Source organism: Deinococcus alpinitundrae (assembly GCF_009982895.1).
Taxonomy (GTDB): domain Bacteria; phylum Deinococcota; class Deinococci; order Deinococcales; family Deinococcaceae; genus Deinococcus; species Deinococcus alpinitundrae.
On record NZ_WXZL01000012.1, the window covers coordinates 36,799 to 58,166 of the forward strand.

Below are 21,368 nucleotides of genomic sequence, written 5' to 3' on the forward strand. Positions count from 1 at the left end.
CAGATTGGCCGTCACGCGCCGCTCGCACTGTTTACAGGCGCTTGACCGGTACCTTGAGCTTCAGCGGCGCGTAGCCGACGAAATTTAGCGTCAGGCTGACGGTTTCGCCGACCTGCGGCACCCGTTTCATGCGGTAGAGCATCAGGTGGTCGCCGCCCGGACGCAGCGTCAGGGTCTGGCCCGCTTCGATGATCATGACGGGCAAGTCTTTCATGCCGGTCATTCCAGCCATACCGGTCATCCTGGTCTGCTGCATCGGCGTCACGGCCTGGCTCACACTGGACGCGCCGCCGATCAGCTTGAGGGCCGTCTTGCCGGTGTTGGTGAGGCTGAGGTACACGCTGCCGTCGGCGGTGCCGGCGGGAAGCGCCTGCACGAAGGCCCCACTGATCTTCACGGGTGCGGCGGGCAGGTTGTTGGCCGCGTTGACGGCAGGCTTGGCGGGCATGGTCATGCCGGGCACTTGGGGAGCGGACACGGCGTGGTCGTGCTGGGCCTGGGCTGATGGAAGCACGATCAGCAGCGTCAGGGCCACGGAAATCAACTTGCGAGACATCAGGAAACCTCCAGAGCGAGAAGAAAACGGCGATCTTCAGCGCTGGGCCGTGGGTGGAGCGCGGGCCTCGGCGTGGTATGGGGCCAGCAGATGCGGCTGAGGGTACAGCGGGTGAACGAAACCAGAGCGAGTTACCCCGGTCAGCGCCAGCACGAAGCCCTGGGCCTCCAGTGCGAAGGCGGCGCTGAAGCAAAACGGGCAGTGGGCGGCGTGGTTGTGCGCCGGGTTGATTGGGGCGCTGGGGTGGTCGTGGGCGGTGCGGTCGGCTTGGTCCATGTTCATCCCGGCCATGTCGCCGCTCATGTGCATGCCCCTCGGCGCGGGCCGATCAAGCGCCGCGCTCAGGTCGTCCGGCGCGCGCATCAGATAAGCGAACGAGGCCACCAGGCACAGAAGCGCCGTCCAGAGACGGAGCAGGCGTTGCCGGGCCGCGAAAGTCATGCGCTCAGGCTAGAGCCGGGGGTGAGGCGTGATGTCCTGCGGTCAGATCGAGCCTGAGAGTGCCGCGTTCAATTCATCCCTGAACGCCCGCGCTGCCGATGCCGCCGCCATCACGTCCAGCCCCGCCGCATACTGGATGCCCCGGCTGGCGCTCACCACCGCGCCGGTGCCGCCCGGCAGGAAGGCGGGGGCCAGGTCGGCGGCCTTTGCGCCCTGCGCGCCCAGCCCCGGCAGCAAGAGGAGCGCCTGAGGCATGGCGGCCCGCCACCCGGACAACTCCTGCGGGTGGGTCGCGCCGACGACGGCGCCGACGCTGCTCAGTTCATTTTGATCCGCACCCACTTCCTCTCGTCCCAGCCGCTTGACCTCCGCCGCCACCTTCTCGGAGACGCCGCTGCCCTGGAAGTCGGCCTGGCCGGGATTGCTGGTCTTGACCAGAACGAACACTGCGCCGCCGTTGGCCCGCGCCGCCTCCACGAAGGGCGTCAGGGTTTCTGCGCCGAGAAACGGGTTGACGGTCAGGGCGTCACCCGCGTGATCACCGCTGAGCCAGGCCTGCGCGTAGGCCGCTGCCGTGGAGCCGATGTCGCCGCGCTTGCCGTCGAGAATGATCGGCAAGTTCAGGGTGCGGGCCGCCGCGCAGAGGTCTTCTAACAATTGCATTCCCCACAGGCCCAGCGCCTCGTAAAAGGCCAGCTGCGGCTTGACGCAGGCGGCGTAGGGGGCGCAGGCGTCCAGTACGGCCAGGGTGTGCTGGCGCAGGGCGTCGCGTCCCTCGTAAGCGTCCAGGCGGGGATCGAGGCCCAGGCACAGGCGGGTGCCAAGACTCAGGCTGCGTTCGGTCAGGCGCTGGGTGAAGGGGGTGGAGGTCATGTCAAGAACCCAGTTTAACGCCCTGAATCGGCACCCCCGTTACCAGCACCTCGTACTTGCCGGTCACGTACACCTTGAAGCCGTGCTTGTGCAGGTGACGGCGCACCAGCGCCACATCGGCCATCAGCAGTGACAGGTCGGGGTCGCGAAAGTTGAGCATCCGCGCGCCGTAGCGCAGCTCGCCGCCCGCGTACCGGCAGTTGGGGAAGCCGATGATCAAGCTGCCGCCCGGGTTCAGGTGCTGCTTCATCAGGCCGCGCAGGGCCACGTCCAGATTGACGCTTCGGCTTTGCAGCACGCTGAGGGCTGTGATCAGATCGAAGCGGCCCAGGTCGCTTCTCAGGGCGTTCACGTCGCCGGTTTCGAAGGTCCAGGTGGGGTGGCGCTCGCTGGCCAGCGTCAGCGCGCTGGCGTCCAGATCGATGCCCATCACTTCGAACGTCACGCCCGGATACGCCAGTGCCAGCGCGTCCAGCTCGCGTCCCGCACCCACGCCGACGCTGAGGACCCGCGCGCCCGCTTTCAGATCGGCCCGCGTGAGCGCCTCCACGAAACCCACCAGAAACCAGGGATCTTCCAGCTTGTCGATGCGCTGAAATTCGCTGCCCGCACCGTAGCCCTCACCCCTCACCAGCGGCGGCAATCGGCGCAAGGTCAGCTCCACCCGCTCGCCTGCGAGCCGCTGCGGGGTCAGCAGCCTCGCGCCCAGCACGTCGGCCACATCGAGCCAGGTCTGGTACGAGCGGTGGCGGCCCGCCCGCCCGATTTCCCCGGCGTACAGCTCTGCGCCCACGTCGGGGTCGGGTACGTTCAGCTGCACCTCGCCTGCCGCCAGCAGAGCGGCCCGCAGCCGGAGCAGCACCTCGGCAAGCGGCTCAAGCCCAAAAATGAACATCCGCCCAAGATGACAGATTCGCCGCGTCCCTGTACGCCCGAGTGCCGGGCTTGTTAGATTGGTTGCGCGCTGCCGGGCAGGTGAACACTCCGCTCCAGGTCTGTTCTGTGAGACACATCCCGGCTTCCCGAACCGCGCGAAGGCGGCGGGGCGCAAGAGGCCGCTATGCAAAATTCGCAACCGCACCACACCCGCGCCAGAACCTACTACACCTCAGAATCGGTCTCCGAGGGCCACCCCGACAAGCTGGCCGACTTCATCTCCGACAGCATTCTCGATGAGTTTTTGCGCCAGGAACCCGGCAGTCGGGTGGCCGTCGAGACGCTACTGACCACCGGCATGGCCGTGGTGGCGGGCGAGGTCACGGCCCACCGCGCCCACGTGGACGTGCAGCGGGTGGTGCGCGAGGCGGTCAAGGAAGTCGGCTACACCCGCGCCCACTACGGCTTCGACGCCGAGTACAGTGCCGTGCTGGTGGCGCTGCACGAGCAGAGTCCCGACATCGCGGGCGGCGTCAACTTCTCCGAGGAGTGGCGCGGCATGACTGAAGCCGAGCGCGCCGACCCTGCCAACACCTACAGCATGATCGGCGCGGGCGACCAGGGGTTGATGTTCGGCTACGCCACCGACGAAACCCCTGAACTGATGCCGCTGCCGATCAGCCTGGCCCATCAGCTGACCCGCCGCCTGGCCGAACTGCGCAAGACCGAGCAACTGACTTACCTGCGCCCCGATGCCAAGGCCCAGGTGACGGTGGTGCGCGAGGCTGCTGCAGAAGGCGGGCAAGACACCTGGGTCGACACGGTGGTCATCTCGACTCAGCACGACGAGGACGTGACCCAGACCCAGATTCGCGCCGATCTGGAAGCCCAGGTGATCCGGGCGGTCATTCCGGCCGAGTACCTGCGCCCCGAGACCAAATTCTTCATCAATCCGTCGGGCAAATTCGTGATCGGCGGCCCGCACGGCGACACCGGCCTGACCGGGCGCAAGATCATCGTGGACACCTACGGCGGCGCAGTGCCGCACGGCGGCGGGGCCTTTTCCGGCAAGGACCCAACCAAGGTCGACCGCTCGGCGGCCTACTACGCCCGTTTTATCGCCAAGAATCTGGTGGCGGCGGGCCTGGCCAGGAAAGCCCTGGTCGAGATCGCCTACGCGATTGGCCGCGCCCACCCGGTGTCGCTGCGGGTAGAGTCCTACGGCACCGGCACGGTAAGCGACGAGGCCCTGGCCGAACTGGTCCGTACCCACTTCGACGCCCGCCCGCAGGCCATCATCGCCGAGCTGGATTTGCTGCGCCCGATTTACGCCCGAACCGCCGCCTACGGCCATTTTGGCCGCCCCGAGTTTCCCTGGGAACAACTCGGCAAGGTGGAAGCGCTGAGGGCGGCGGGCGCGCTGTAGCTCTTTTGCCGAAAGCAGGTCTTCAATGTGCGCCTCGCTGGCACGGCGTTGGCAAGGTGGAAGAAGGCTTGGGGAAGTTAATCTGGAGTACGGACACCCTGCTTGAGCGCCGCTAGTCTGTTCGGATGCCTGTCCCGCCCGCCGAGCTGCTGGTCAGCCTGACGCTCAACCGCTACGGGGGCGCGCACCGCTGGGCCGGGCTGCGCAAGATGGGCAGCGATCATCCGCATCTGCGTGAAGTACCGGGCCTGCGGGCCTACCGTCTGCTGGGCACCGGGCGCGGCAGCGGCTTCGGTCTCGGCGCGGACCTGCGGCGTTGGGCCAGGCTGTCCGTCTGGTCGTCAGCGGCAGCCTTCGAGCACTTCGAGGGTAGTCCCTGGCGACAGCAGGAACGCGCGCTCACGTGCGAGAGTTACACCCTGACACTGCGCCCCACGCGCTGGCACGGCCAATGGCGCGGCGAGGCCCTGTTCGGGCCGCCTGCCACGGCAGCCCGGGGTGTTGCCCTGGCGAAGCCAAGTCAAGTTGAGACAGGGCAAGCTGGAACAGGCCAGATCGCTGTCCTGACACGCGCTGCCATCCGCCCTGCCCGGCTGTCGGCGTTCTGGCGCAGTGTGCCCGCCGCGCAGGCGAACTTGCAGGCGCAGCCGGGACTCCTGGCCTCGCTGGGGCTGGGCGAGATGCCGCTGCTGGATCAGGCCACCTTCAGCGTGTGGCGGGATACGGCCAGCATGCAGGCCTACGCGTATCAGGGTGCCGGGCACCGTGAGGCCATCGCCCGGTCCAGGCGGGACAACTGGCTCAGCGAGGAGCTGTTCGTGCGCTTCGCCGTGCTGTCCAGCTGCGGTAGTTGGGATGGCCGCGATCCACTGTGCCCCGCGTCTGCCATGCCGACCTCTGCACCAGCCGGTTGCTGAGGTTGGCAAAGCAGGCCAGGATGCCGCACCACTGGCAGCCAGAGCATGGATCGGCGGCGTGTGGGCCGCAAGACGCCCGCTCCTCCAGATGCCCCGGCCACGACTTGCTACAGTCAGGGCATGGCCGCCCCCGTTTCCGCTTCCAGCCGTTCGCAAGGCAGCGCCCTCAACCTGGCGGCGCTGTTCGTCTCACAGTCGCTGGCCACCGGGGCCACCACCGCCAGCACCGTGCTGGCCTCGCTGGTCATCAGTGCGCTGGGCCGTGAGGCGCTCTCGGGCCTGCCCAGTACCCTGGTGACGCTGGGCGCGGCGGCCTCGGCAGGGCTGTTTGGCCTGCTGATGCTGCGGGGCCGCCGTCAGGGGCTGGTGCTGGCCTACCTGCTGGGCGTGGTCGGCGCGCTGATCGGCTTCTGGGGCGCGTGGCAGCATCATTTGCTGATTTTTCTGCTCGGTGCGGCCCTGGTCGGTATGTCGCAGGGCGGGTTCCAGCAGGCCCGCTACGCCGCCGCCGAGAGCGTGGCTCCAGAGCGGCGCGGGCTGGTACTGGGCGCGATGATGTTCGCCTCGGTGCTGGGGTCCGCCCTCTCCACGGCGCTCAGCGGACCGCTCGCCAATTTTGCCAGTGGACTGAACACCTCGGCAGAAGTGGTGGGCTGGCTGTTGGCCGCGCTCTTCTTGCTGCTCGGCGCGGCGCTGACCTCGCTGTGGCGGCCCCCGGCGCAGGACATTCACGCGGCCCAGACCGCCGGGGTGGTCCGGGTCCCCCTCACGCACCCGCAGGTCTGGCCCGCTGCGCTGGCGGTGGCCGTCTCGCAGGGACTGATGGTCACGTTGATGAGCCTGACCCCATTAAGGGCGCACCACATGGGCATGGACCACACCGCCATCGCCGGACTCGTCATGGTGCATATCGCGGGCATGTTCGGCTTCGGCTGGCTGACCGGCCCGCTGATCGACCGCCTGGGCGTGCGCGTCGGCTACCTGGCCGGGGCCGCGCTGCTGCTGGCTGCCGCCCTGAGCGCGCCGTCGGGGCGGCTGTGGCTGGCTCCGAGCATGTTCCTGCTGGGCCTGGGCTGGAATCTGGGCTTTTTGTCGGGCAGCAAGGCGCTCACCGCCCACCGGGGCGCGCAGGGCAAGGTGGACGCCCTGGCCTACCTCAGCGCGAGCTTCGGCACCTTTTTCGGCGGGCTGCTGCTGGGCAGATTCGGCTTCGAGCCGCTGGCCTGGGTCTGTGCGGCTCTCAGCAGTCTGTTGCTGATCAGCGCCTGGTGGGGCGGCGGGAGTGTTCGGGGAAGAGTGGCGGTGGCGGCCGACTGAGACGGGCCCCGTTTCCGGACACAGCACGCTACAACTGTTTTTCTGGTCTGCCACTGGCCCTCTGCGTCAGCCGTTTGGCGAAGATCACCTTGCTGTCGCCGTCGGCGTAGAAATCCGGGATGCGGGCGACCTCAGTGTAGCCCCGCTGGCGGTAAAAGGCGTGGGTGGCATCAAATTTCAGCTTGGAGCTGGTATCAATGACGATCATCCGTCCGCCTGCTGCCGCAACTTGGGCTTCAGCGAAGTGGATGAGCTGGCTGCCGACGCCCTGGCCTTGGTGGCTGAGGCTCACCGAGATCCAGAGCAGATCCCAGGTGCGGTACGCCATGTCGTTGAGTGCGAAATACACCGCACCCGCAGGCCCAGTGCCGGGGGGATCACTCCACAGCGCCATGCGGTGGTGTTCGCCCAGACGTCCGGTGAGCACATCCTCGAATACGGGGCGCAGCGAAGGCGTTTCATCCGGCAGGAAGAGGGTGGAGGAAACGGCCAGGTCAAGGAGGGCCTGGAGGTCTTCGGGTGCAGCGGCTCGCAGCATAAACGGCTCCTCTGAACAGCAGAGAATGAGGTGAAGATTCAACGTCGCCCCGGCGGGGGAGACCATTGACATTCAGCGCCGCGACATGCTGAGAGCCTAACAATGTGCACAACTGCCGTCAAGCTCATTGGGAGGGTATCGCTGGCCGCTGCTCAGCGCATCTGGTCGCGCACCTCGCCGAGCGTTTCCAGAAAAGCGTCCAGAAACTCGTCTTCCAGCGCGCGGTCGCGAATCAATTCGTCCTGGGCGGTGGCCGACTGCGCGCGTGTCCATCTCACGCGGGCGTTCCGGGCCTCGTAGACGTTGCCCTTGCCCGCCACGAAGCGCGCGGCGTGCCGCACCGCCTCGGTGGGGTCGTCGGTCGGCGCGAGGGTGATGAGGTTGCGCAGGCCGCCCTGATCGTTGACCAAGCTGGCGATCACTTCCACCCGCTGGCCCCGGCGACTCAAGAAGACCTGATCGACCCGCCACATACTGGTGGCCCGAATCGGGTTGGGCGGGCGCTGAGCGGCGCGTGGGCGGCGGGCCATCAGGCGGGGCCAGCGGGCGGCGCACTCCACTCGCGGGCTTCTTCCAGCCCCAGCAGCACCCGGCCCACGCCCTCGGCCAGCGCTTCGAGTTCGAGTTCGCCGGGCAGCACACTCAGCGGCGCGATCCAGCCGACCCGGCGCTCGATGCGGTCCACGACGCTGTTCCAGCGGGCAATCCCGCCGGTCACGGCGATGGCGTGTGGGCGGGCACTCAGCGCCGCCGCGTAGGCCCCGATGTGCTTGGCGACCTGGTGGGCGAAGGCGTCGGCGGCCAGTTTGACTCGCCCCTCGGTCTTCTCGCGTCGCTCCAGTTCGCGCAGGTCGGCGGTGCCGGTTAGGCTGACGAAGCCCGATTCGCGCAGCAGCAGCCGCTCCAACTCGGCGCGGGGACGGCTGTAGGCCAGATCGAGCACGCTGTGGATCGGCAACGTACCGGCGCGGCTGGGCGTGAAGGGTCCTTCGTCGAGCCGCGCGCCGGTCGTGTCGACGATCCGCCCATTCTCGAAAGCGCTCACGCTGACGCTGCCGCCGAGGTGGGCGACCACCACGCGGGCGTCCTGAAAGCGCACCCCCTGTTCATGGGCCGCGCGGCGGGCCACCAGCCGGGCGTTGAGGGTGTGCAAACGGCTGAGGCGCTCCACCCCAGCCAGTCCCGAGACGCGGGCCTCGGGCAGCAGTTCGTCCACGTCCGGCGGATCGACGATGTAGGCATTCACGCCGCGCTGCTCGGCCAGCGAGAGGGCCAGCGCCGCGCCCACGTTGCTGGTGTGTTCGCCATGTGGGTGGGTCAGCAGCCACCCGGCCAGCTCCGGCGTGACCCGGTAGGCCCCGGATTCCAGGTGGCCGATCAGGCCGCTGTGGGCCACCACCGCGTCAGGGTCGGGCCAGTCGGCGGCGGCGGCGCTCAAATCGGCTTCCAGGCTGCCGAGATCGAGGGGGGCGCTCAGCAGCGCCGAGTGCTCGATCTCAGCCCGGGTGAGCTTGAGGCGCAGTTGCGAGGGCAGCGCCGGATTGTCGCCGCGCTCGATCTCGGCCAGGGCCAGTTTGGTGCTGGTTGAGCCGGGATTGATGACGTAGGCGAGCATGAGAAACAAGGTAGCAGATCGGCAGCCTGCGCCGGTATGGTCTGAATCGGCAGGCCGCGCGGTCTGAGAAGGTCTTCACCGTTTCTGCGGGCCGCCTTCACACCGGGCGCGCTCTAATGAAACGATATGGCCAAGTCCACCAGCACTGTTATCGTTACTGCCGTGATCGCCGCCGCCGTGGGCCTGGGTGTGGGGGCCACCGTCGTTCGCGGCGGGCTGCCGGGGGTGGGCCAGCCGGTCAGCGCCTCACCCGCGCTCATCAGAACCGAGGCGACCCAGAGCGCCCAGCGTCAGACGACCCAGACTTTGGCTGCGCCCTCGACCAGCACCGCCGCGCCCGGTGACGCCACCGCGCCGATCAGCGAGGTGGGGGCCAAGCTGCAAAACGAGGCCAATACCATTTCCATCGTCAAGCAGTACGAGCCGGGGCTGGTGTACGTCAGCACCGAGTCGCCTGCCAGCCCCGATCCGTTCGGCCAGCGGCAGGGCGGCGACTCGGTTCAGGGCGGCGTCGGCTCAGGCTTTTTCGTCGATGAGAGCGGCGACATCCTGACCAACTTCCACGTCGTCACCGAGGGTGGGCAGACCTTCAACGCCAGCATCAAGGTTCGGGTGCAGAGTCAGAAAGACCCGGTGGATGCCGAGATCATCGGCCTCGCGCCGCAGTATGACCTGGCCCTCATTCGTCCCAAGAACATCGACAAGGCGCTGATCAAGCCGATTCCGCTGGGCGATAGCGACGCGCTGGAAGTCGGCCAGAAGACGGTGGCGATGGGTGCGCCGTTCGGCTTTGATTTCAGCGTCTCGGAAGGCATCATCTCCAGCGCCTCGCGCCAGATTCCGATTGGCTTCAGCCTGACGGCCCTCGGCGGTGGGGGTGGCACTCCGGAAGGCATCACCCAGAAGGCCATTCAGACCGACGCGGCCATCAACCCCGGCAACAGCGGCGGGCCGCTCCTCGACAGCACCGGGCGCATCATCGGCATCAACACCCAGATCATCAGCCCGGCGGGCGCACAGAGCGGCGTGGGCCAGAGCGCGGGCGTGGGGTTTGCCATTCCCATCAACACTGCCAAGAACCTGCTGCCCCGGTTGCGCACGGCGAACGGCGGCATCGTGCTGGCTCCCACCATCGGTATCCAGTCGGGGTTGCTGGCGCAGCAGAGTGACGGCCAGGGCGGGGTCGTGGGCGTGCCGGTAGACATCGGCCAGCTCACCGACCAGGCCAGGGTGCAGTTCAAGCTTCCAGCCAGCGGCTTGATCATCGGCAAGGTCACGCCCGGCAGTCCGGCGGCCAAGGCGGGCCTCAAGGCCGGAACGCCGCGCCAGTTTCAGGGCGGCCAGATCGCGCTGGGCGGCGACGTGATCGTGAGCGCCGACGGTACGCCGGTGTCCAACGCCGAGGATTTGCAGGGCACCTACATCGGCAAGAAGGCGGGCGATACCGTGAAGCTGGAAGTCGAGAGCGGCGGTCAGACCCGTACGGTCAGCGTGGTGCTGGACCAGAGTTCGTTCTCCACGCTGCCCAAGGCCCAGTTCAACTGAGCGCCCCGATGTGAGAATCTGAGCCGATGCCCGACACGCTGGCCCACCTGCTGCCCGAATCGCCGCCGCCCAGCCTGACGCCCGGCACACTGGCGCAGGCTGAGCGGCGGCTTGCTGACTGGAAGCTGGACGCTCTGGCGGTGCTGGACGGGGCAGAGGTTGTCGGTGCGGTCACGGTGAGTGGAGGGGTCGGGCCAGTGCCGCTGCTGACCAGCACAGCCAAGCTGGAGGAGGCCCGCGCCGCTTTGCGAAGCGCACCTGCCCTGGCGGTGACGCACGCCGGAGCGTTCGCCGCCCTGCTGACGCCCGCCGACCTCGCGCCGCCCGCCGCGCCGGAGTTGGCCGAACGGGTCTGGGCGGCGCTGGGTGAGGCGGACCGTGAACTGCTGATGCGGCTCCGCGCCCAGTTGCCCAGCGGCAGGCTGGCCCTGGTCGGCGGGGCGGTCAGAGACGCTTTGCTGGGCCTGACGCCGCTCGACCTCGACCTGGTGGTGGTGGGCGCGGATGTGGAGGCCCTGGCGCGCGTTTCAGGGTGGCCGTTCGTGTTTCATCCGGCCTACCGCAACGCCACCCTCCGCTTGCCGGGCGAGCGCGCCGCCGATCTGGTCAGCGCCAGAATGGAGCGCTATCCGGCTCCCGGCGCTTCGCCCCTGCCGCACCCCGGCACGCTCGCCCAGGACCTGCGGCGGCGCGACTTCTCGCTCAATGCCCTGGCCCTGGTGGTGGGGGAGACGCCGGAACTGCACGACCCCTGCGGCGGTCTGGCCGATCTGCTGGGGCGTGAACTGCGTCCGCTCAGCGCTCGGTCGCTGACCGACGACGCCTCGCGGCTGGTGCGCGGTGCACGGCTGGCGGCCCGGCTGAACTTGAGGGCGGCACCGGAACTGCTGGCCCAGGTGCCGCAGGCGCTGGCCGCCGCTTCCCGAACGCCCCGCCTCGATGCTGAGCTGAGGTTGCTGCTGGCCGAACCCCGGCCCGGCAAGGTGGCGCGGGAACTCGTCGACTGGGGCGCGGGGGCGCTGCTGCCACCCGCCGCGCTGGCGGTGCTGGACCTGCTCGACGCCCTGCCAGAGCGCCCCCCCGAGGCCGTCTACGCGGCGGGCCTGCTCTCCAGCGCGGCGGACCGCCCGGTCTGGGAGCAGCGGCTCCACCTGGGGCCGCGTCCGGTGGCGCTGCTCCTGAGGGCGCTGGGAGACGATCACGCCGCGCCGGGCAGCCCCGAGGCCGTGCTGCGTGGGGTGCTGCGGCCCCAGGCGTACGACCCGCTGACCGGCAAGGATGTGCTGCAATTCGGCGTGGCATCGGGGCCGGGGGTGGGCGCGGCACTCGCGCACCTGGCCGCACTGCGCCGGGCCGGGCAGGTCACCAGCCGCGAGGGCGAGGCGACGGCGCTGCAAGCTTATCTGGCCGGGTCCGTGTCTTGAGGAGGGGCCACTTATCATGAGACGCCCCGCTAGACTGCCCACATGGGTCTGATCTCGCTGCTCCAATCCAACCCCACCGCCTTCGTCATCATCGCGCTGGCGCTGGTGCTCTCGCTGACCGTCCACGAGTTCGCCCACGCCTACACCGCCGACCGGTTGGGCGACCCCACACCGAGGCGGCTGGGCCGGGTGACGCTCAACCCGCTGGCGCACCTCGATCCGTTCGGTGCTTTATTGCTGCTGGTGGCAGGTTTCGGCTTCGCGCGCCCGGTGCCGGTGAACTTCGCCAACCTGGGCCGCTGGGGCATGGTGGCGGTGGCGGCGGCGGGGCCGCTCAGCAACATCCTGATTGCGCTGGTGTGCATCCTGCTGCTGCGGGTGCTGCCGGAAACCAACCTGGGCGACACCATTCTGGGCATCGTCGCCAGCATCAACGTCGTGCTGGCAGTCTTCAACCTGATTCCTATCCCGCTGCTCGACGGCTCGCGCATTCTGGCGGGCATCTTCCCCAACACCCTGGGGCGCAGCTTGATGGAGTTCGAGCGGTTGCCCTACGCCTTCCTGATCGTGATGGGCTTTATTTTGCTGGCCCGTGGGCCGCTGAGCAACGTCATCGGCACGGTGCAGGGCTGGCTGTTCGGTCTGGCAGGCGTCTAGCACCGATCACTCAAGTTTGAGGGGGCGGGCCATCTTTCAAGCCCGCCCCCGCTCATGTTGCGGTCTCAGCGCAGCGAGAACATCATCGCCACGTGTGCCCCGGTGCCGCCCAGCACGAACAGGTGCCAGATTTCATGGAAGCCGAAGACGCCGGGGCGCGGGTTCCAGCGTTTGGTGCCGTAAACGACTGCGCCGATGCTGTAGAGCACACCGCCTGCCGACAGCCAGAACAGCGCTGCGCCGCTGAGGGTGCGCGAGAGCTGCGGCAGGAATGCCACGGCGGTCCAGCCCAGCACGGCGTAGAGCAGCGTGCTGACCCACCTGGGCAAGCGCATGGTCAGCACCTTGAGCAAAATGCCGGAGAGCGCCACCCCCCAGATGACCCACAGCACCACGCTTTGCCACAGGCCGCTGAGACCGAAGTAGGCCACTGGGGTATAGCTGCCCGCGATCAGCAGGAAAATGGCGCTGTGGTCGAGCTTGCGCAGCCGCAGCAGGGCGCGCTCGCCCACCCGGAACGAGTGGTAGGACGCCGAGGCGGTGTAGAGAAACAGCATGCTCAGGCCGAAGACCAGGAATGGCCAGACGCTCAGGTGCCTGGAGAGCGCGTACCACAGCATGGCGACCAGCGCGATGACCGCCAGTCCCGCTCCCGCCCAGTGGGTGAGGCTGTTCCACGGCTCACGCAGCGAATGGTAGGCGGTGCTCAGCATCTTCTTCATGGCCTCAGTGTACTCCATTTTCGGGTGAGATGACAAATTGTCAGGAGTGACCAGATCGGGAAACCAGGGCTTCTTGGTGACCGTGCATACCGTGACAAAATTCTCAAAGCCGTCTGGGTGCGGGTCGAGACTCACCTTCACTCATCCGGAGTGAGCTGCGCACCTTTATGATCCCAAGGAGATGAAGCTCACTTTTCTCTTGGGCGTCGGGTGCGCCTGGGCGCTGCTGGCCGGTTGTGCCTCGGCAGCCTACACCGTCCAGCCCGGCGATACCCTGTACCAGATTGCCCGCAGCGCTGGTGTGGATGCCCAGACGCTCCTCAAGCTCAACAACCTGAGCAACTCGACCTTGAAGGTGGGCCAGCGGTTGCAGCTTCCGGCCAGCGGCGCGGCCCAGGGCAAGGGTCGAAGTAAGGGACAGTCACCCCGGCCCGCCCTCCGTGCCAGCTCGATTCCGGCGCTGCCCGCTCCGCCGCCGGGGCTGCCCAGGGTGCTCCCTGCCGCGCCCATCGGCGGTCCCCTTGCCTGGAGAATTGAGCCTGCCGCGACGGTGGCGAGCTTCGTGGGCTGGTCGCCGGTCATCAACGTGGCCTCGTTTGGCGACGCCCTGCCGCTGCGAACCTACCTGCGGGGGCTGGCCTTCGACTTCCAGACCTATAACAACTGCGGCCCCAGCGCCCTCTCGGCGGTGCTGGGCTTTTACAAGGTCAGGCTCGGCCAGAACGTCATTCAGCAGACCACCCGCCAGGGGAGCGGCTACATGCAGGTGAGCGCCATCGCCCCGGAACTCGCCAAGTTCGGCCTGCGCACCCGCACCATTCGCGGCGGCCAGCTGATGCAGGTCAAGAAGCTCTTGGCCCTGGGCATTCCGGTGATCGTCTTGCAGTGGTATGACCGGCCCGGCCATATCAACCACTTCCGGGTGGTGCGCGGTTACGACGACCAGGCGGGCGTCATGTGGGTCAGTGACAGCATGGTGGGGCCGGTGTCGTACCTGAGCTACCGCGACTTCGACGCCCTGTGGAACACCCAGGGCCGCCAGATGTTCCCGGTGTACCCGGCAGGCTACGACGCTCAGGTCAAGACGTTTCTGTAACGCCCGAATGACGAAGAGGGCTGAGCACCTTCCGGTTGCTCCAGCCCCCTTCGTCATCGGGTTTACTTGCTGTAGTTCGGCGCTTCCTGGGTAATGGTGACGCCGTGCGGGTGGCTCTCGATGAGGCTGGCCGAGCTGATGCGCACGAACTGGGCGTCGCGGCGCAGGGTGCCCAGATCGGGCGCGCCGCAGTAGCCCATGCTGCTGCGCAGGCCACCGACGAACTGATACACCACCTCGCCCGCCGTGCCCCGGTAGGCCACGATGCCCTCGATGCCTTCCGGCACGAACTTCTTGCTGCCTTTTTCCTGAAAGTACCGGTCCGAGGAGCCCTGGTCCATCGCGCCCAGGCTGCCCATGCCCCGGTAGCTCTTGTAGCGCCGTCCGTCACGCAGCACGACCTCGCCGGGGGCCTCGTCGGTGCCGGCCAGCATGCTGCCCATCATCACGGCGCTGGCTCCCGCCGCAATGGCCTTGGCCGCGTCGCCGGTCTGTTTGATGCCGCCGTCGGCGATGATCGGAATGCCCGCCTCGCGCGCGGCTTCCGACGCCTCGAAGATGGCGGTGATCTGCGGCACGCCGACGCCGGTGACGACGCGGGTGGTACAGATGCTCCCAGGTCCGATGCCCGCTTTCACCGCGTCGGCCCCCGCCTCGATCAGCGCCAGGGTGCCTTCCTTGGTCGCAATGTTGCCGGCGATCACGTCCACGTCGAAGCGGGTCTTGACCTGTTCCAGTGCGCTGAGAATGCCCTGCGAGTGCCCGTGGGCACTGTCGAGCACCAGCACGTCTGCCCCTGCCTGCACCAGCGCTCCGGCCCGGTCCATCAGATCGCTGCTGACCCCGATGGCAGCAGCGACGCGCAGCCTGCCCAGGTCGTCCTTGGCGGCGTTGGGGTACTTGACGGTCTTTTCTATGTCTTTAATGGTAATCAGCCCGCGCAGATACTCGCCTTCGGTAACCAGCAGCTTCTCGATGCGGTTGCGCTTGAACAGCTCTCTGGCGTCTTCCAGATCGGTGCCCACTGCCACCGTCACCAGGTTCTCGCGGGTCATCACGTTGCCGATCGGCTGATCGAGGTCGTCGATAAAACGCATGTCGCGGTTGGTGATGATGCCCAGCAACTTACCTTCCTCGTCGGTGATCGGCACGCCGCTGATCTTGTACTCGGCCATCATCCTGTCGGCCTCGCGCACACTGGCGGTGGGCGGCAAGGTAATCGGGTCGACGATCATGCCGCTCTCGCTGCGCTTGACCTTGCGCACCATCTCGGCCTGGGCTTCGATGCCCATGTTCTTGTGAATGACCCCGATGCCGCCCTCGCGGGCCATTGCCACGGCCATCGCGGTTTCGGTCACGGTGTCCATCGCCGCCGACACGAAGGGGATATTGAGCCGCACCCGGCGGGTGAGCTGGGTCTGCACACTCACGTCTCTCGGCAACACCAGCGAATGCCGGGGCAGCAGCAGCACGTCGTCGAAGGTGATGCCCTCGCGGCCAAACTTGTAAGCGAAACGGTCGTCCATCGTGGAAGCTTACACCCTGACCGTGCGCTTGAGCGTGACGCCTCTTGCGCCCCTGCAAGGGCCGTGCTACGCTCTCTTTCGCCTGAGATTGTTTGGGCAGTTGTGGGGCCATAGCTCAGCTGGGAGAGCGCGTCGTTCGCAATGACGAGGTCAGCAGTTCGATCCTGCTTGGCTCCACCACCAAGAGCAAATCAGCCGATGGAGATGCTCCTCAACGGCCAGAAAATGAAAGCGCCGACGGATTAAAAACCCAGTCGGCGCTTTTTTGCCGTGAACGGCGTGGCCTTTCCGCAGCCTCTTAGCGTGTCTTCGTTACCTTGCTCAGCAGCGGCGGGGCGTCGGGATTGAGGCCTTTGTGCAGCGCCAGATGCCCGGCGAACAGGTAAAACGCCAGGGCGCTGGCCACCGGGTCGGTCAGGGCGTGGCCGGTTTGGGGCGTGATCAGGCTGCTGGCTGGGGCCGGGCCGATGGTTCGCAGGTCGGCTCCGCTGGCTTGCAAATCGGCGTAAGCCTCCAGGGTGGCACGCTGGGCCGCGTCGGCGGGCGCGAAGCCCAGCAGTGGCAGGCCCTCGGCCAGAAGCCGCTTGGGGCCGTGACTGAACTCGGCGGCGCTGTAAGCTTCGGCGTGAATGCCGCAGGTTTCCTTGAGCTTGAGGGCCGCTTCCTGCGCCACCCCGAAGTGCAGGCCGCGTGCCAGCACCAGCAGGTTCTCGGCGAAACGGTAGCGCTCGGCCAGATCGGAAGCGCTGCTTTCCAGTTCCAGGGTCTGGGTGAGTTTTTCGGGCAGCCGGGTCAGGGCGTCTTGCAGTGCCTGCTCGCCGGTCAGCGCCGCGATCACCGGCAAAAAGGCCGTCAGGCTGGCGAGGTAGCTCTTGGTGGCAGCCACCGCTTTTTCCTCGCCGCAGCGCAGCGGCAACGTGAACTCGGCGGCGCGACCTAGATCGCTGCCCTCCACATTCACCAGCGCCACCGTGATGGCCCCGCCCTCACGGGCCATCTGCACGTTCTCCACCACGTCCGGGCTGGCCCCCGACTGCGAGACGGCGATCACCAGTGCGCCGCGCAGGTCGAGCCGCGCTCCGTAGAGGGTATGCACGCTCGGCCCCAGCGAGGCGACCGGCAGGGCCAGCTGGGTTTCCAGGGCGTACTTCAGCACGGTGCAGGCGTGGTCGCTGCTGCCGCGCGCCACCGTCACGGCGTAGGGTGGGCGGCGCTGGCGCAGGGCGGCGGCCAGTTCACTCACGGGCCCGGCGTTCTCGCGCTGCTGGCGCGCGATGACCTGCGGCGTCTGACGGGCTTCCTGAAGCATCAGCGGGTTGGCGGTGGATGGAGAGGCAGGTTCGGGTGACATGGTGACTCCTTGAAGGTAGAGAGGGAAGGGCGGCGCTCAGATTGCGCTAGAGGCTGGCTCCGGCGACCTGTTCTCTGTTGATCTGCTGCCCGCCCACGTACACCGCCTCCACTTCAAACTGTTCGCTGAGCACCACCACGTCGGCCCGCAGGCCCACGTCCAGGCGGCCCCGGTCCATCAGGCCGAGTGAATTGGCGGGCGCGGCGCTGAGCATCCGGCTCACGTCGGGCAGACTCAGGCCGGTTGCTAGCGCATTTCTGAGGGCCACGTCAAGTGTCAGCACGCTGCCCGCGATGCTGCGGCCATCCGCCAGCACTGCCTTGCCGTCCTTGACAATCACCTTCTGGCCGCCGAGTTCGCTCTCGCCGTCACCGAGGCCAGCAGCGCGCATGGCGTCGGTGATCAGCATAACCCGGCCCGCAGCGGCAGTGGCGGCCAGCAGAAAGCTGATCTCATGCACGTGAACCCCGTCCAGAATGACCTCCAGCCAGGTCTGCGCGTCGGTGATCAGCGCCCCGGCAGCGCCCGGAACGCGCCCCTCGATGCCGCCCATGGCGTTGTAGAGGTGGGTGGCCGCTGTCCGTCCGCCCGCCGCCTGCACCGCCTTCAGAAAATCACGGACCGTCTCGGCGTCGGCGGTGGTGTGCCCCACACCCACCCGCACACCTGCGCGGGCGAAGTCCAGCCCAGCCTGGGCGGCTCCCGCCATTTCCGGCGCGAGGGTCACGGCCCGGATACTGCCTGTTTCCAGCGCCTGGGCCACGCGTTCGGGGGTGGGGGCGAGGGTCAGCGGCGGCTGAGCGCCCAGTTTGTTCGGGCTGATGAACGGCCCCTCCAGGTGCGCACCGACAATGTCCGCGCCGCCCGGCACGCCACGTGTCATCACCTCGCGCACGGCCTCCAGCGCCGCCAGCACCTGCCCCCAGGGGTTGGTGATGGTCGTGGGCAATAAGGTGGTGGTACCGTGCCGGGCGTGAAAGCGGGCCAGCGTATCGATGCCCGCCACACCGTCCATGGTGTCGCCGCCGTTGCCGCCGTGAACGTGGCTGTCGATGAAACCGGGCAGCAGGTAGCGCACCGGTACGCTGCCCGGCTGCGGCTGAATGTTGATCTGCTCGATGGTCCTCCCGAAGTGGAGTTCGCCTGCCTGGAGGCCGCCGGGCAGCACCAGCACGCCGCTGAGGACAGTCATACGGCCCCGCGGCCCGCTGAGAGGGTGATAGGCGAGAGCAGGGCGGTGGGTCGTGGGCAGACGATGAAGTCTCCGGGTGACCAAGTGGGGCAGCGCATCCTGCCAGCCTACGGCCTGAAAATTATTTTTGTCAACAGCGGAAGTTTGAGAGAAATTTTTAAGTCGCTCGGCCTGGCCTTCTCGGAACTGAGCATCCAGCCCCGGCTTTGAAGTCGGCGCTATCTGCCGCTTCTAAGCTGCCGGCCGATGACTCCGCCAACGACCCCGCGCCTTACCCTGCCGCTGCCTGCCGCCCAGGCGGCCCCGCCCGTTTCGACCGAACTGGAACCGCCGTCTTCCGCGCAGCGCTGGGCCTGGCAGCGGGAGTTCGGCTACAACCCGTCCTCACTGGGCGCGCTGGGGGGCGAGGTGTTCACGGTGGGCGGTATCGAGGGCGGGTTGTGCTACCACGCGGTGAACCGGGTCTGGATCGGAACCGGCGACCCGCTGTGCCGCCCCGGCGACCAGGCGGCACTTGTGGCCGCGTTCGTGGCGCAAGCCAGGCGTCACGGCAGCCTCGCCGTGCTCCTGCCGGTCACGGCCCGGCTGGCTGCTGCCGCCCCGCCCGGCTTGAGGGCGGTAACGCTGGGAGCCACGCCGTACCTCGATCTGGACAGCTGGTCTCCGGCGGGCAACCGGAGCAAGATGCTTGCGCGGCAACCTCGGCAAAGCGCGGCGGCTGGGCGTCCGGCTCGAACGCGCCGAACCGACCCCAGTATTCCGGACCGAGTGCGCTGCACTGATGCAGGCCTGGCACGCCCGGCGGCGCGCTGGAACCGCGCTGGGCTGGGTCTTCGACCTCGACCCGTTTGCCTGGGCGGCTCACAAGCGCTACTTCCTGGCGCGTGACCATGGTGGACAGGCTGCCGCCTTTCTGGCCGCCAGCCCGCTTCCGGCGCGCGGTGGGTGGTATCTGGAAGACGTCATCCGCCGCCCCGACGCCCCGGACGGCGCGGCGGCAGCGCTGGTGGCTTACGCGCTGGGGGAGTTGCGCGCGGAGGGTGCGCGGCTCGCCACCCTGGGGGCCGTGCCGCTGTGCTCGCCGCGCCGTAGTGACCCCGCTGTCCAGGAGTCCAGACCGCTTGAAGCGCTGCTCTACGCCGCCCGCCCGCTCCTCTCGCACTGGTACAACTTCGACGGTCTGCGACAGTTCAAAAACCAGTTCGTACCGAGCTTCTGGGAAAACGAGTACCTGCTGTTGCCGGGCTGCCGTTCTCTGCCCAGCGCGGCGCTGGGGTTGCTGAGCGCCTTGCTGCCTGGCGGATTGAGGAGCCTGAAACTGCTGTGACGCTGCGGGCACTGGGTTGCTGCGGGCATTGAATCAAGCCGATACGGATCGGTAGTTGGAATCGGCTTGATAGAACCGGCAAACGCTAACCTAGCGGGCAGCTCCCTAAGGAATTTGAAAAGCTCCGCAGCAGAGGAATGGCTGTCCGCGCGAGGACTCATAGCGCGGCGCAGCAGGGGCATCAATTTATACGGGTGCTGCTCACGCCGACTATCTGCTCACGATGAAACTGCCGTTCTGCCCAAGGTGCGGGAAAGCGAAAAATACGAATTTCGCGCTATAGGCGTGCGGGCGGTGATTTCCCGACGATGTGGGAATGGACCAGAATCCGTATCAGATCGCGCCGACGGCCACGTTGGTCAAATCGAATTCCGGCTCCGGGTACTGGGGGTTCATCTCGCGCAGGGTGTCGAGCAGCAGAGTGGCGATCACTCGGTTGCGGTACCACTTGTGGTCGGCCGGAATGACGTACCAGGGCGCGGCGTCAGTGCTGGTGGCGCTGAGGGCATCCTCGTAGGCGCTGGTGTATTCCGGCCAGCGGGCGCGCTCCTTGAGATCGGAAGGGTTGAATTTCCAGTTCTTCTCCGGATCGTCGAGACGCTCTTGCAGCCGCTCGCGCTGCTCCTCGGAGCTGATGTGCAGGTACAGCTTGAGAATGCGGGTGCCCCGGCTGGCCAGCAAATCCTCGAAGTGGCGGATGTGCTTGAAGCGCTGCTCGGCTTCCTTGTCGCTGATCAGATCGTGGACCCGCGTCACCAGCACGTCCTCGTAGTACGAGCGGTTGAAGACGGCAATCATGCCTGCCGCTGGCGTGTGTGGATGAATGCGCCACAGAAAGTCGTGCTTGAGGTCTTCCTCGTTCGGCACCTTGAAATTGGTGACGATCACACCCTGCGGATTGATCAGCTCGAAGACGTGCTTGACGGTGCCGTCCTTGCCGCCCGCATCACGGGCCTGCAACACGACCAGGAGGCTCTGCTTGCTCTCGGCGTAGAGCCGGTCCTGAAGTTTGGCGAGTTCCAGGCCAATTTCCAGGGTCTCGGCCTCGCTGTCCTCGCGGCTGAGCTTGCCGGTGTCGTCGGTGGGCAGTTTGCTGAGATTGACTTTCTTGCCCACCCGGTAACGTTTGGAATCCATACACGATCTTACGGGAGGCGCGGCGCGGCGGCAGCCAAGCCCCAAGAAAGGGCGAAGGTCCAGAGGACTGGGGCGGGGAGCGCACAAGTCAAGAGCGCCGCCGCTCGCGGTGAAGGCGAGCGGCGGCGCGAGAAGCGTGTTGGGGAGTTAGAGCTGGCTGAGCAGTTCCTCGACGCGGGCCTTGAGGTCGCCCCTGGCCTGCGGCTGACCGAGCTGGTGCAGCCCGCCGTGGTAGGCGTCGGGGTCGCCGAACAGCTTGGAGAGCAGCTCGAACTCGCGCTGGCTGCGCAGGCTGGCGTCGTCGCGGAACATGTTGACGTAGCGCTCCTGGAATTCCCAATCGGGAAGCTGGCCGCCGACGTAGGCCTGCATCAGCTGCTTGTAGGGGGCGACGTTGCCTTCACCGGCAACCTGGGCCGTGTCCTGACGGCTGGGCACCTGGGCCTCGAACACCGGGCCGAGCGCTTCAGGCGTGATGTCCCAGTTGTTGACCTCGAAGGTGGGCTGGCCGTTCTTGAAGATGATGAACTGCGGCGACTGGTGCTGGAGGCCGCTCAGCTCGGCCACGTGGTTGCTGGCCGGACGCCAGTCGACGACCCGGATAAAGCCCACCGGCAGCTCGTGCTTGGCCAGGAACGTCTCCAGCACGCCGAAGCCCTGCATGGTCTTGTGGCAGGTTCCGGCCTTGAAGACGGCGGCCTGGGGGTACTGCGCCAGGAAGGTATCGACTTCCTCGGGGGTGGTCAGCGGAATCAGGACCTGCTGGGCAGTGGAATCAGTCTGGGTCATGCTGAAATTGTACTCCCCGCTTTATTAAATGAAGTGATAGCCA

General features: G+C 67.3%; 22 protein-coding genes, 1 tRNA gene and 1 pseudogene. 11 read left to right on the forward strand and 13 right to left on the reverse strand.

Translation table 11 applies throughout. From position 1 onward, the window contains the following. Positions 1 to 31 precede the first annotated feature (31 nt). Genes GUI70_RS12430 through GUI70_RS12445 form a run of 4 tightly spaced genes read right to left on the reverse strand, consistent with a single transcriptional unit; the run spans position 32 to position 2,765 of the window. Complete coding sequence (locus tag GUI70_RS12430) at positions 32 to 556, reverse strand: copper chaperone PCu(A)C (RefSeq protein ID WP_161882634.1); 525 nt, start codon at positions 554 to 556, stop codon at positions 32 to 34. 36 nt (positions 557 to 592) lie between these two features. Then, positions 593 to 997 carry a DUF2946 family protein gene (locus GUI70_RS12435; protein ID WP_161882635.1) on the reverse strand — a complete coding sequence of 135 codons (405 nt, stop codon included), beginning with the start codon at positions 995 to 997 and terminating at the stop codon, positions 593 to 595. A 42-nt stretch (positions 998 to 1,039) separates the two neighbouring features. Beyond that, on the reverse strand, positions 1,040 to 1,870 hold the full coding sequence (gene pyrF, locus GUI70_RS12440) for an orotidine-5'-phosphate decarboxylase (RefSeq protein ID WP_161882636.1): 831 nt from the start codon (positions 1,868 to 1,870) through the stop codon (positions 1,040 to 1,042). Between the two features lies 1 nt (position 1,871). Continuing rightward, on the reverse strand, positions 1,872 to 2,765 hold the full coding sequence (locus GUI70_RS12445; RefSeq protein ID WP_161882637.1) for a class I SAM-dependent methyltransferase: 894 nt from the start codon (positions 2,763 to 2,765) through the stop codon (positions 1,872 to 1,874). A 165-nt stretch (positions 2,766 to 2,930) separates the two neighbouring features. Between GUI70_RS12445 and metK the strand changes: the two genes are divergently transcribed. The 3 genes from metK to GUI70_RS12460 all read left to right on the forward strand — a co-directional run bounded on the left by metK (position 2,931) and on the right by GUI70_RS12460 (position 6,406). Next, a complete protein-coding gene (gene metK, locus GUI70_RS12450) occupies positions 2,931 to 4,172 on the forward strand; it encodes a methionine adenosyltransferase (RefSeq protein ID WP_161882638.1) in 1,242 nt (413 codons plus the stop codon). Between the two features lie 125 nt (positions 4,173 to 4,297). Next, positions 4,298 to 5,089 carry a hypothetical protein gene (locus GUI70_RS12455; protein WP_202630470.1) on the forward strand — a complete coding sequence of 264 codons (792 nt, stop codon included), beginning with the start codon at positions 4,298 to 4,300 and terminating at the stop codon, positions 5,087 to 5,089. 45 nt (positions 5,090 to 5,134) lie between these two features. Continuing rightward, the gene (locus GUI70_RS12460; protein WP_237724878.1) at positions 5,135 to 6,406 is read left to right on the forward strand and encodes an MFS transporter; all 1,272 of its coding nucleotides are present in this window, start codon (positions 5,135 to 5,137) and stop codon (positions 6,404 to 6,406) included. A 28-nt stretch (positions 6,407 to 6,434) separates the two neighbouring features. On the opposite strand, the gene GUI70_RS12465 is transcribed toward GUI70_RS12460, so the two are convergent. The 3 genes from GUI70_RS12465 to GUI70_RS12475 form a co-directional block, all read right to left on the reverse strand. Further along, on the reverse strand, positions 6,435 to 6,944 hold the full coding sequence (locus tag GUI70_RS12465; protein WP_161882639.1) for a GNAT family N-acetyltransferase: 510 nt from the start codon (positions 6,942 to 6,944) through the stop codon (positions 6,435 to 6,437). A 152-nt stretch (positions 6,945 to 7,096) separates the two neighbouring features. Then, entirely contained in the window at positions 7,097 to 7,474 is a 378-nt protein-coding gene (locus GUI70_RS12470; protein ID WP_161882723.1) for a hypothetical protein, read from the reverse strand. Then, positions 7,474 to 8,559 carry a butyrate kinase gene (locus GUI70_RS12475; protein WP_161882640.1) on the reverse strand — a complete coding sequence of 362 codons (1,086 nt, stop codon included), beginning with the start codon at positions 8,557 to 8,559 and terminating at the stop codon, positions 7,474 to 7,476. Before GUI70_RS12475 ends, GUI70_RS12470 begins: the two co-directional genes overlap by 1 nt. A 126-nt stretch (positions 8,560 to 8,685) precedes the next feature. On the opposite strand from GUI70_RS12475, the gene GUI70_RS12480 reads away from it, so the two are divergent. From GUI70_RS12480 to GUI70_RS12490, 3 genes are read left to right on the forward strand one after another with little or no spacing between them, the layout of a single operon-like run. Beyond that, positions 8,686 to 10,104: a S1C family serine protease gene (locus GUI70_RS12480; RefSeq protein ID WP_161882641.1), complete on the forward strand. Its 1,419-nt coding sequence runs from the start codon at positions 8,686 to 8,688 to the stop codon at positions 10,102 to 10,104. A 26-nt stretch (positions 10,105 to 10,130) separates the two neighbouring features. After that, the gene (locus tag GUI70_RS12485) at positions 10,131 to 11,528 is read left to right on the forward strand and encodes a tRNA nucleotidyltransferase/poly(A) polymerase family protein (protein WP_237724879.1); all 1,398 of its coding nucleotides are present in this window, start codon (positions 10,131 to 10,133) and stop codon (positions 11,526 to 11,528) included. Positions 11,529 to 11,570: 42 nt separating this feature from the next. Further along, positions 11,571 to 12,185, forward strand: a complete 615-nt coding sequence (locus tag GUI70_RS12490; RefSeq protein ID WP_161882642.1) for a site-2 protease family protein — start codon at positions 11,571 to 11,573, stop codon at positions 12,183 to 12,185. Positions 12,186 to 12,250: 65 nt separating this feature from the next. On the opposite strand, the gene trhA is transcribed toward GUI70_RS12490, so the two are convergent. Next, positions 12,251 to 12,907 carry a PAQR family membrane homeostasis protein TrhA gene (trhA, locus tag GUI70_RS12495; RefSeq protein WP_161882643.1) on the reverse strand — a complete coding sequence of 219 codons (657 nt, stop codon included), beginning with the start codon at positions 12,905 to 12,907 and terminating at the stop codon, positions 12,251 to 12,253. Positions 12,908 to 13,088: 181 nt separating this feature from the next. Between trhA and GUI70_RS12500 the strand changes: the two genes are divergently transcribed. Beyond that, positions 13,089 to 14,003 carry a LysM peptidoglycan-binding domain-containing protein gene (locus GUI70_RS12500; RefSeq protein WP_161882644.1) on the forward strand — a complete coding sequence of 305 codons (915 nt, stop codon included), beginning with the start codon at positions 13,089 to 13,091 and terminating at the stop codon, positions 14,001 to 14,003. Positions 14,004 to 14,065: 62 nt separating this feature from the next. On the opposite strand, the gene guaB is transcribed toward GUI70_RS12500, so the two are convergent. After that, positions 14,066 to 15,529: an IMP dehydrogenase gene (guaB, locus tag GUI70_RS12505; protein ID WP_161882645.1), complete on the reverse strand. Its 1,464-nt coding sequence runs from the start codon at positions 15,527 to 15,529 to the stop codon at positions 14,066 to 14,068. A gap of 104 nt (positions 15,530 to 15,633) precedes the next feature. Between guaB and GUI70_RS12510 the strand changes: the two genes are divergently transcribed. Then, a tRNA-Ala gene (locus GUI70_RS12510) sits at positions 15,634 to 15,709 on the forward strand. A 118-nt stretch (positions 15,710 to 15,827) separates the two neighbouring features. On the opposite strand, the gene GUI70_RS12515 is transcribed toward GUI70_RS12510, so the two are convergent. Together GUI70_RS12515 and nagA are read right to left on the reverse strand one after the other, a co-directional pair. Next, on the reverse strand, positions 15,828 to 16,880 hold the full coding sequence (locus tag GUI70_RS12515; RefSeq protein WP_161882646.1) for an SIS domain-containing protein: 1,053 nt from the start codon (positions 16,878 to 16,880) through the stop codon (positions 15,828 to 15,830). A 46-nt stretch (positions 16,881 to 16,926) separates the two neighbouring features. Then, the gene (nagA, locus tag GUI70_RS12520; RefSeq protein ID WP_161882647.1) at positions 16,927 to 18,072 is read right to left on the reverse strand and encodes an N-acetylglucosamine-6-phosphate deacetylase; all 1,146 of its coding nucleotides are present in this window, start codon (positions 18,070 to 18,072) and stop codon (positions 16,927 to 16,929) included. Between the two features lie 84 nt (positions 18,073 to 18,156). On the opposite strand from nagA, the gene GUI70_RS25010 reads away from it, so the two are divergent. The 3 genes and pseudogenes from GUI70_RS25010 (at position 18,157) to GUI70_RS25020 (ending at position 19,399) form a co-directional block, all read left to right on the forward strand. Next, positions 18,157 to 18,282 (forward strand): hypothetical protein, encoded by a 126-nt coding sequence (locus GUI70_RS25010; RefSeq protein ID WP_272952875.1) that lies wholly within the window; start codon positions 18,157 to 18,159, stop codon positions 18,280 to 18,282. A gap of 36 nt (positions 18,283 to 18,318) precedes the next feature. Further along, positions 18,319 to 18,747: pseudogene (locus GUI70_RS25015) on the forward strand (hypothetical protein); the annotation flags it as partial. Positions 18,748 to 18,760: 13 nt separating this feature from the next. Then, entirely contained in the window at positions 18,761 to 19,399 is a 639-nt protein-coding gene (locus GUI70_RS25020; RefSeq protein WP_272952876.1) for a phosphatidylglycerol lysyltransferase domain-containing protein, read from the forward strand. Between the two features lie 333 nt (positions 19,400 to 19,732). On the opposite strand, the gene GUI70_RS12535 is transcribed toward GUI70_RS25020, so the two are convergent. Further along, positions 19,733 to 20,536, reverse strand: a complete 804-nt coding sequence (locus tag GUI70_RS12535; protein WP_161882650.1) for a polyphosphate kinase 2 family protein — start codon at positions 20,534 to 20,536, stop codon at positions 19,733 to 19,735. Between the two features lie 147 nt (positions 20,537 to 20,683). Beyond that, positions 20,684 to 21,325 (reverse strand): monothiol bacilliredoxin AbxC, encoded by a 642-nt coding sequence (gene abxC, locus GUI70_RS12540; protein WP_161882651.1) that lies wholly within the window; start codon positions 21,323 to 21,325, stop codon positions 20,684 to 20,686. Positions 21,326 to 21,368 lie beyond the last annotated feature (43 nt).

What these genes read in the sequence shown, in the direction of transcription:
- trhA (WP_161882643.1), bottom strand. Translation starts at nt 12,907, where the DNA reads ATGAAGAAGATGCTGAGCACCGCCTACCATTCGCTGCGTGAGCCGTGG.
- guaB (WP_161882645.1), bottom strand. Translation starts at nt 15,529, where the DNA reads ATGGACGACCGTTTCGCTTACAAGTTTGGCCGCGAGGGCATCACCTTC.
- GUI70_RS12480 (WP_161882641.1), top strand. Translation starts at nt 8,686, where the DNA reads ATGGCCAAGTCCACCAGCACTGTTATCGTTACTGCCGTGATCGCCGCC.
- GUI70_RS12435 (WP_161882635.1), bottom strand. Translation starts at nt 997, where the DNA reads ATGACTTTCGCGGCCCGGCAACGCCTGCTCCGTCTCTGGACGGCGCTT.
- pyrF (WP_161882636.1), bottom strand. Translation starts at nt 1,870, where the DNA reads ATGACCTCCACCCCCTTCACCCAGCGCCTGACCGAACGCAGCCTGAGT.
- GUI70_RS12430 (WP_161882634.1), bottom strand. Translation starts at nt 556, where the DNA reads ATGTCTCGCAAGTTGATTTCCGTGGCCCTGACGCTGCTGATCGTGCTT.
- GUI70_RS12460 (WP_237724878.1), top strand. Translation starts at nt 5,135, where the DNA reads ATGGATCGGCGGCGTGTGGGCCGCAAGACGCCCGCTCCTCCAGATGCC.
- GUI70_RS12490 (WP_161882642.1), top strand. Translation starts at nt 11,571, where the DNA reads ATGGGTCTGATCTCGCTGCTCCAATCCAACCCCACCGCCTTCGTCATC.
- GUI70_RS12515 (WP_161882646.1), bottom strand. Translation starts at nt 16,880, where the DNA reads ATGTCACCCGAACCTGCCTCTCCATCCACCGCCAACCCGCTGATGCTT.
- GUI70_RS12485 (WP_237724879.1), top strand. Translation starts at nt 10,131, where the DNA reads ATGCCCGACACGCTGGCCCACCTGCTGCCCGAATCGCCGCCGCCCAGC.
- GUI70_RS12500 (WP_161882644.1), top strand. Translation starts at nt 13,089, where the DNA reads ATGAAGCTCACTTTTCTCTTGGGCGTCGGGTGCGCCTGGGCGCTGCTG.
- GUI70_RS12465 (WP_161882639.1), bottom strand. Translation starts at nt 6,944, where the DNA reads ATGCTGCGAGCCGCTGCACCCGAAGACCTCCAGGCCCTCCTTGACCTG.
- metK (WP_161882638.1), top strand. Translation starts at nt 2,931, where the DNA reads ATGCAAAATTCGCAACCGCACCACACCCGCGCCAGAACCTACTACACC.
- GUI70_RS12455 (WP_202630470.1), top strand. Translation starts at nt 4,298, where the DNA reads ATGCCTGTCCCGCCCGCCGAGCTGCTGGTCAGCCTGACGCTCAACCGC.
- GUI70_RS12475 (WP_161882640.1), bottom strand. Translation starts at nt 8,559, where the DNA reads ATGCTCGCCTACGTCATCAATCCCGGCTCAACCAGCACCAAACTGGCC.
- GUI70_RS12535 (WP_161882650.1), bottom strand. Translation starts at nt 20,536, where the DNA reads ATGGATTCCAAACGTTACCGGGTGGGCAAGAAAGTCAATCTCAGCAAA.
- nagA (WP_161882647.1), bottom strand. Translation starts at nt 18,072, where the DNA reads ATGACTGTCCTCAGCGGCGTGCTGGTGCTGCCCGGCGGCCTCCAGGCA.
- GUI70_RS12470 (WP_161882723.1), bottom strand. Translation starts at nt 7,474, where the DNA reads ATGGCCCGCCGCCCACGCGCCGCTCAGCGCCCGCCCAACCCGATTCGG.
- GUI70_RS12445 (WP_161882637.1), bottom strand. Translation starts at nt 2,765, where the DNA reads ATGTTCATTTTTGGGCTTGAGCCGCTTGCCGAGGTGCTGCTCCGGCTG.
- abxC (WP_161882651.1), bottom strand. Translation starts at nt 21,325, where the DNA reads ATGACCCAGACTGATTCCACTGCCCAGCAGGTCCTGATTCCGCTGACC.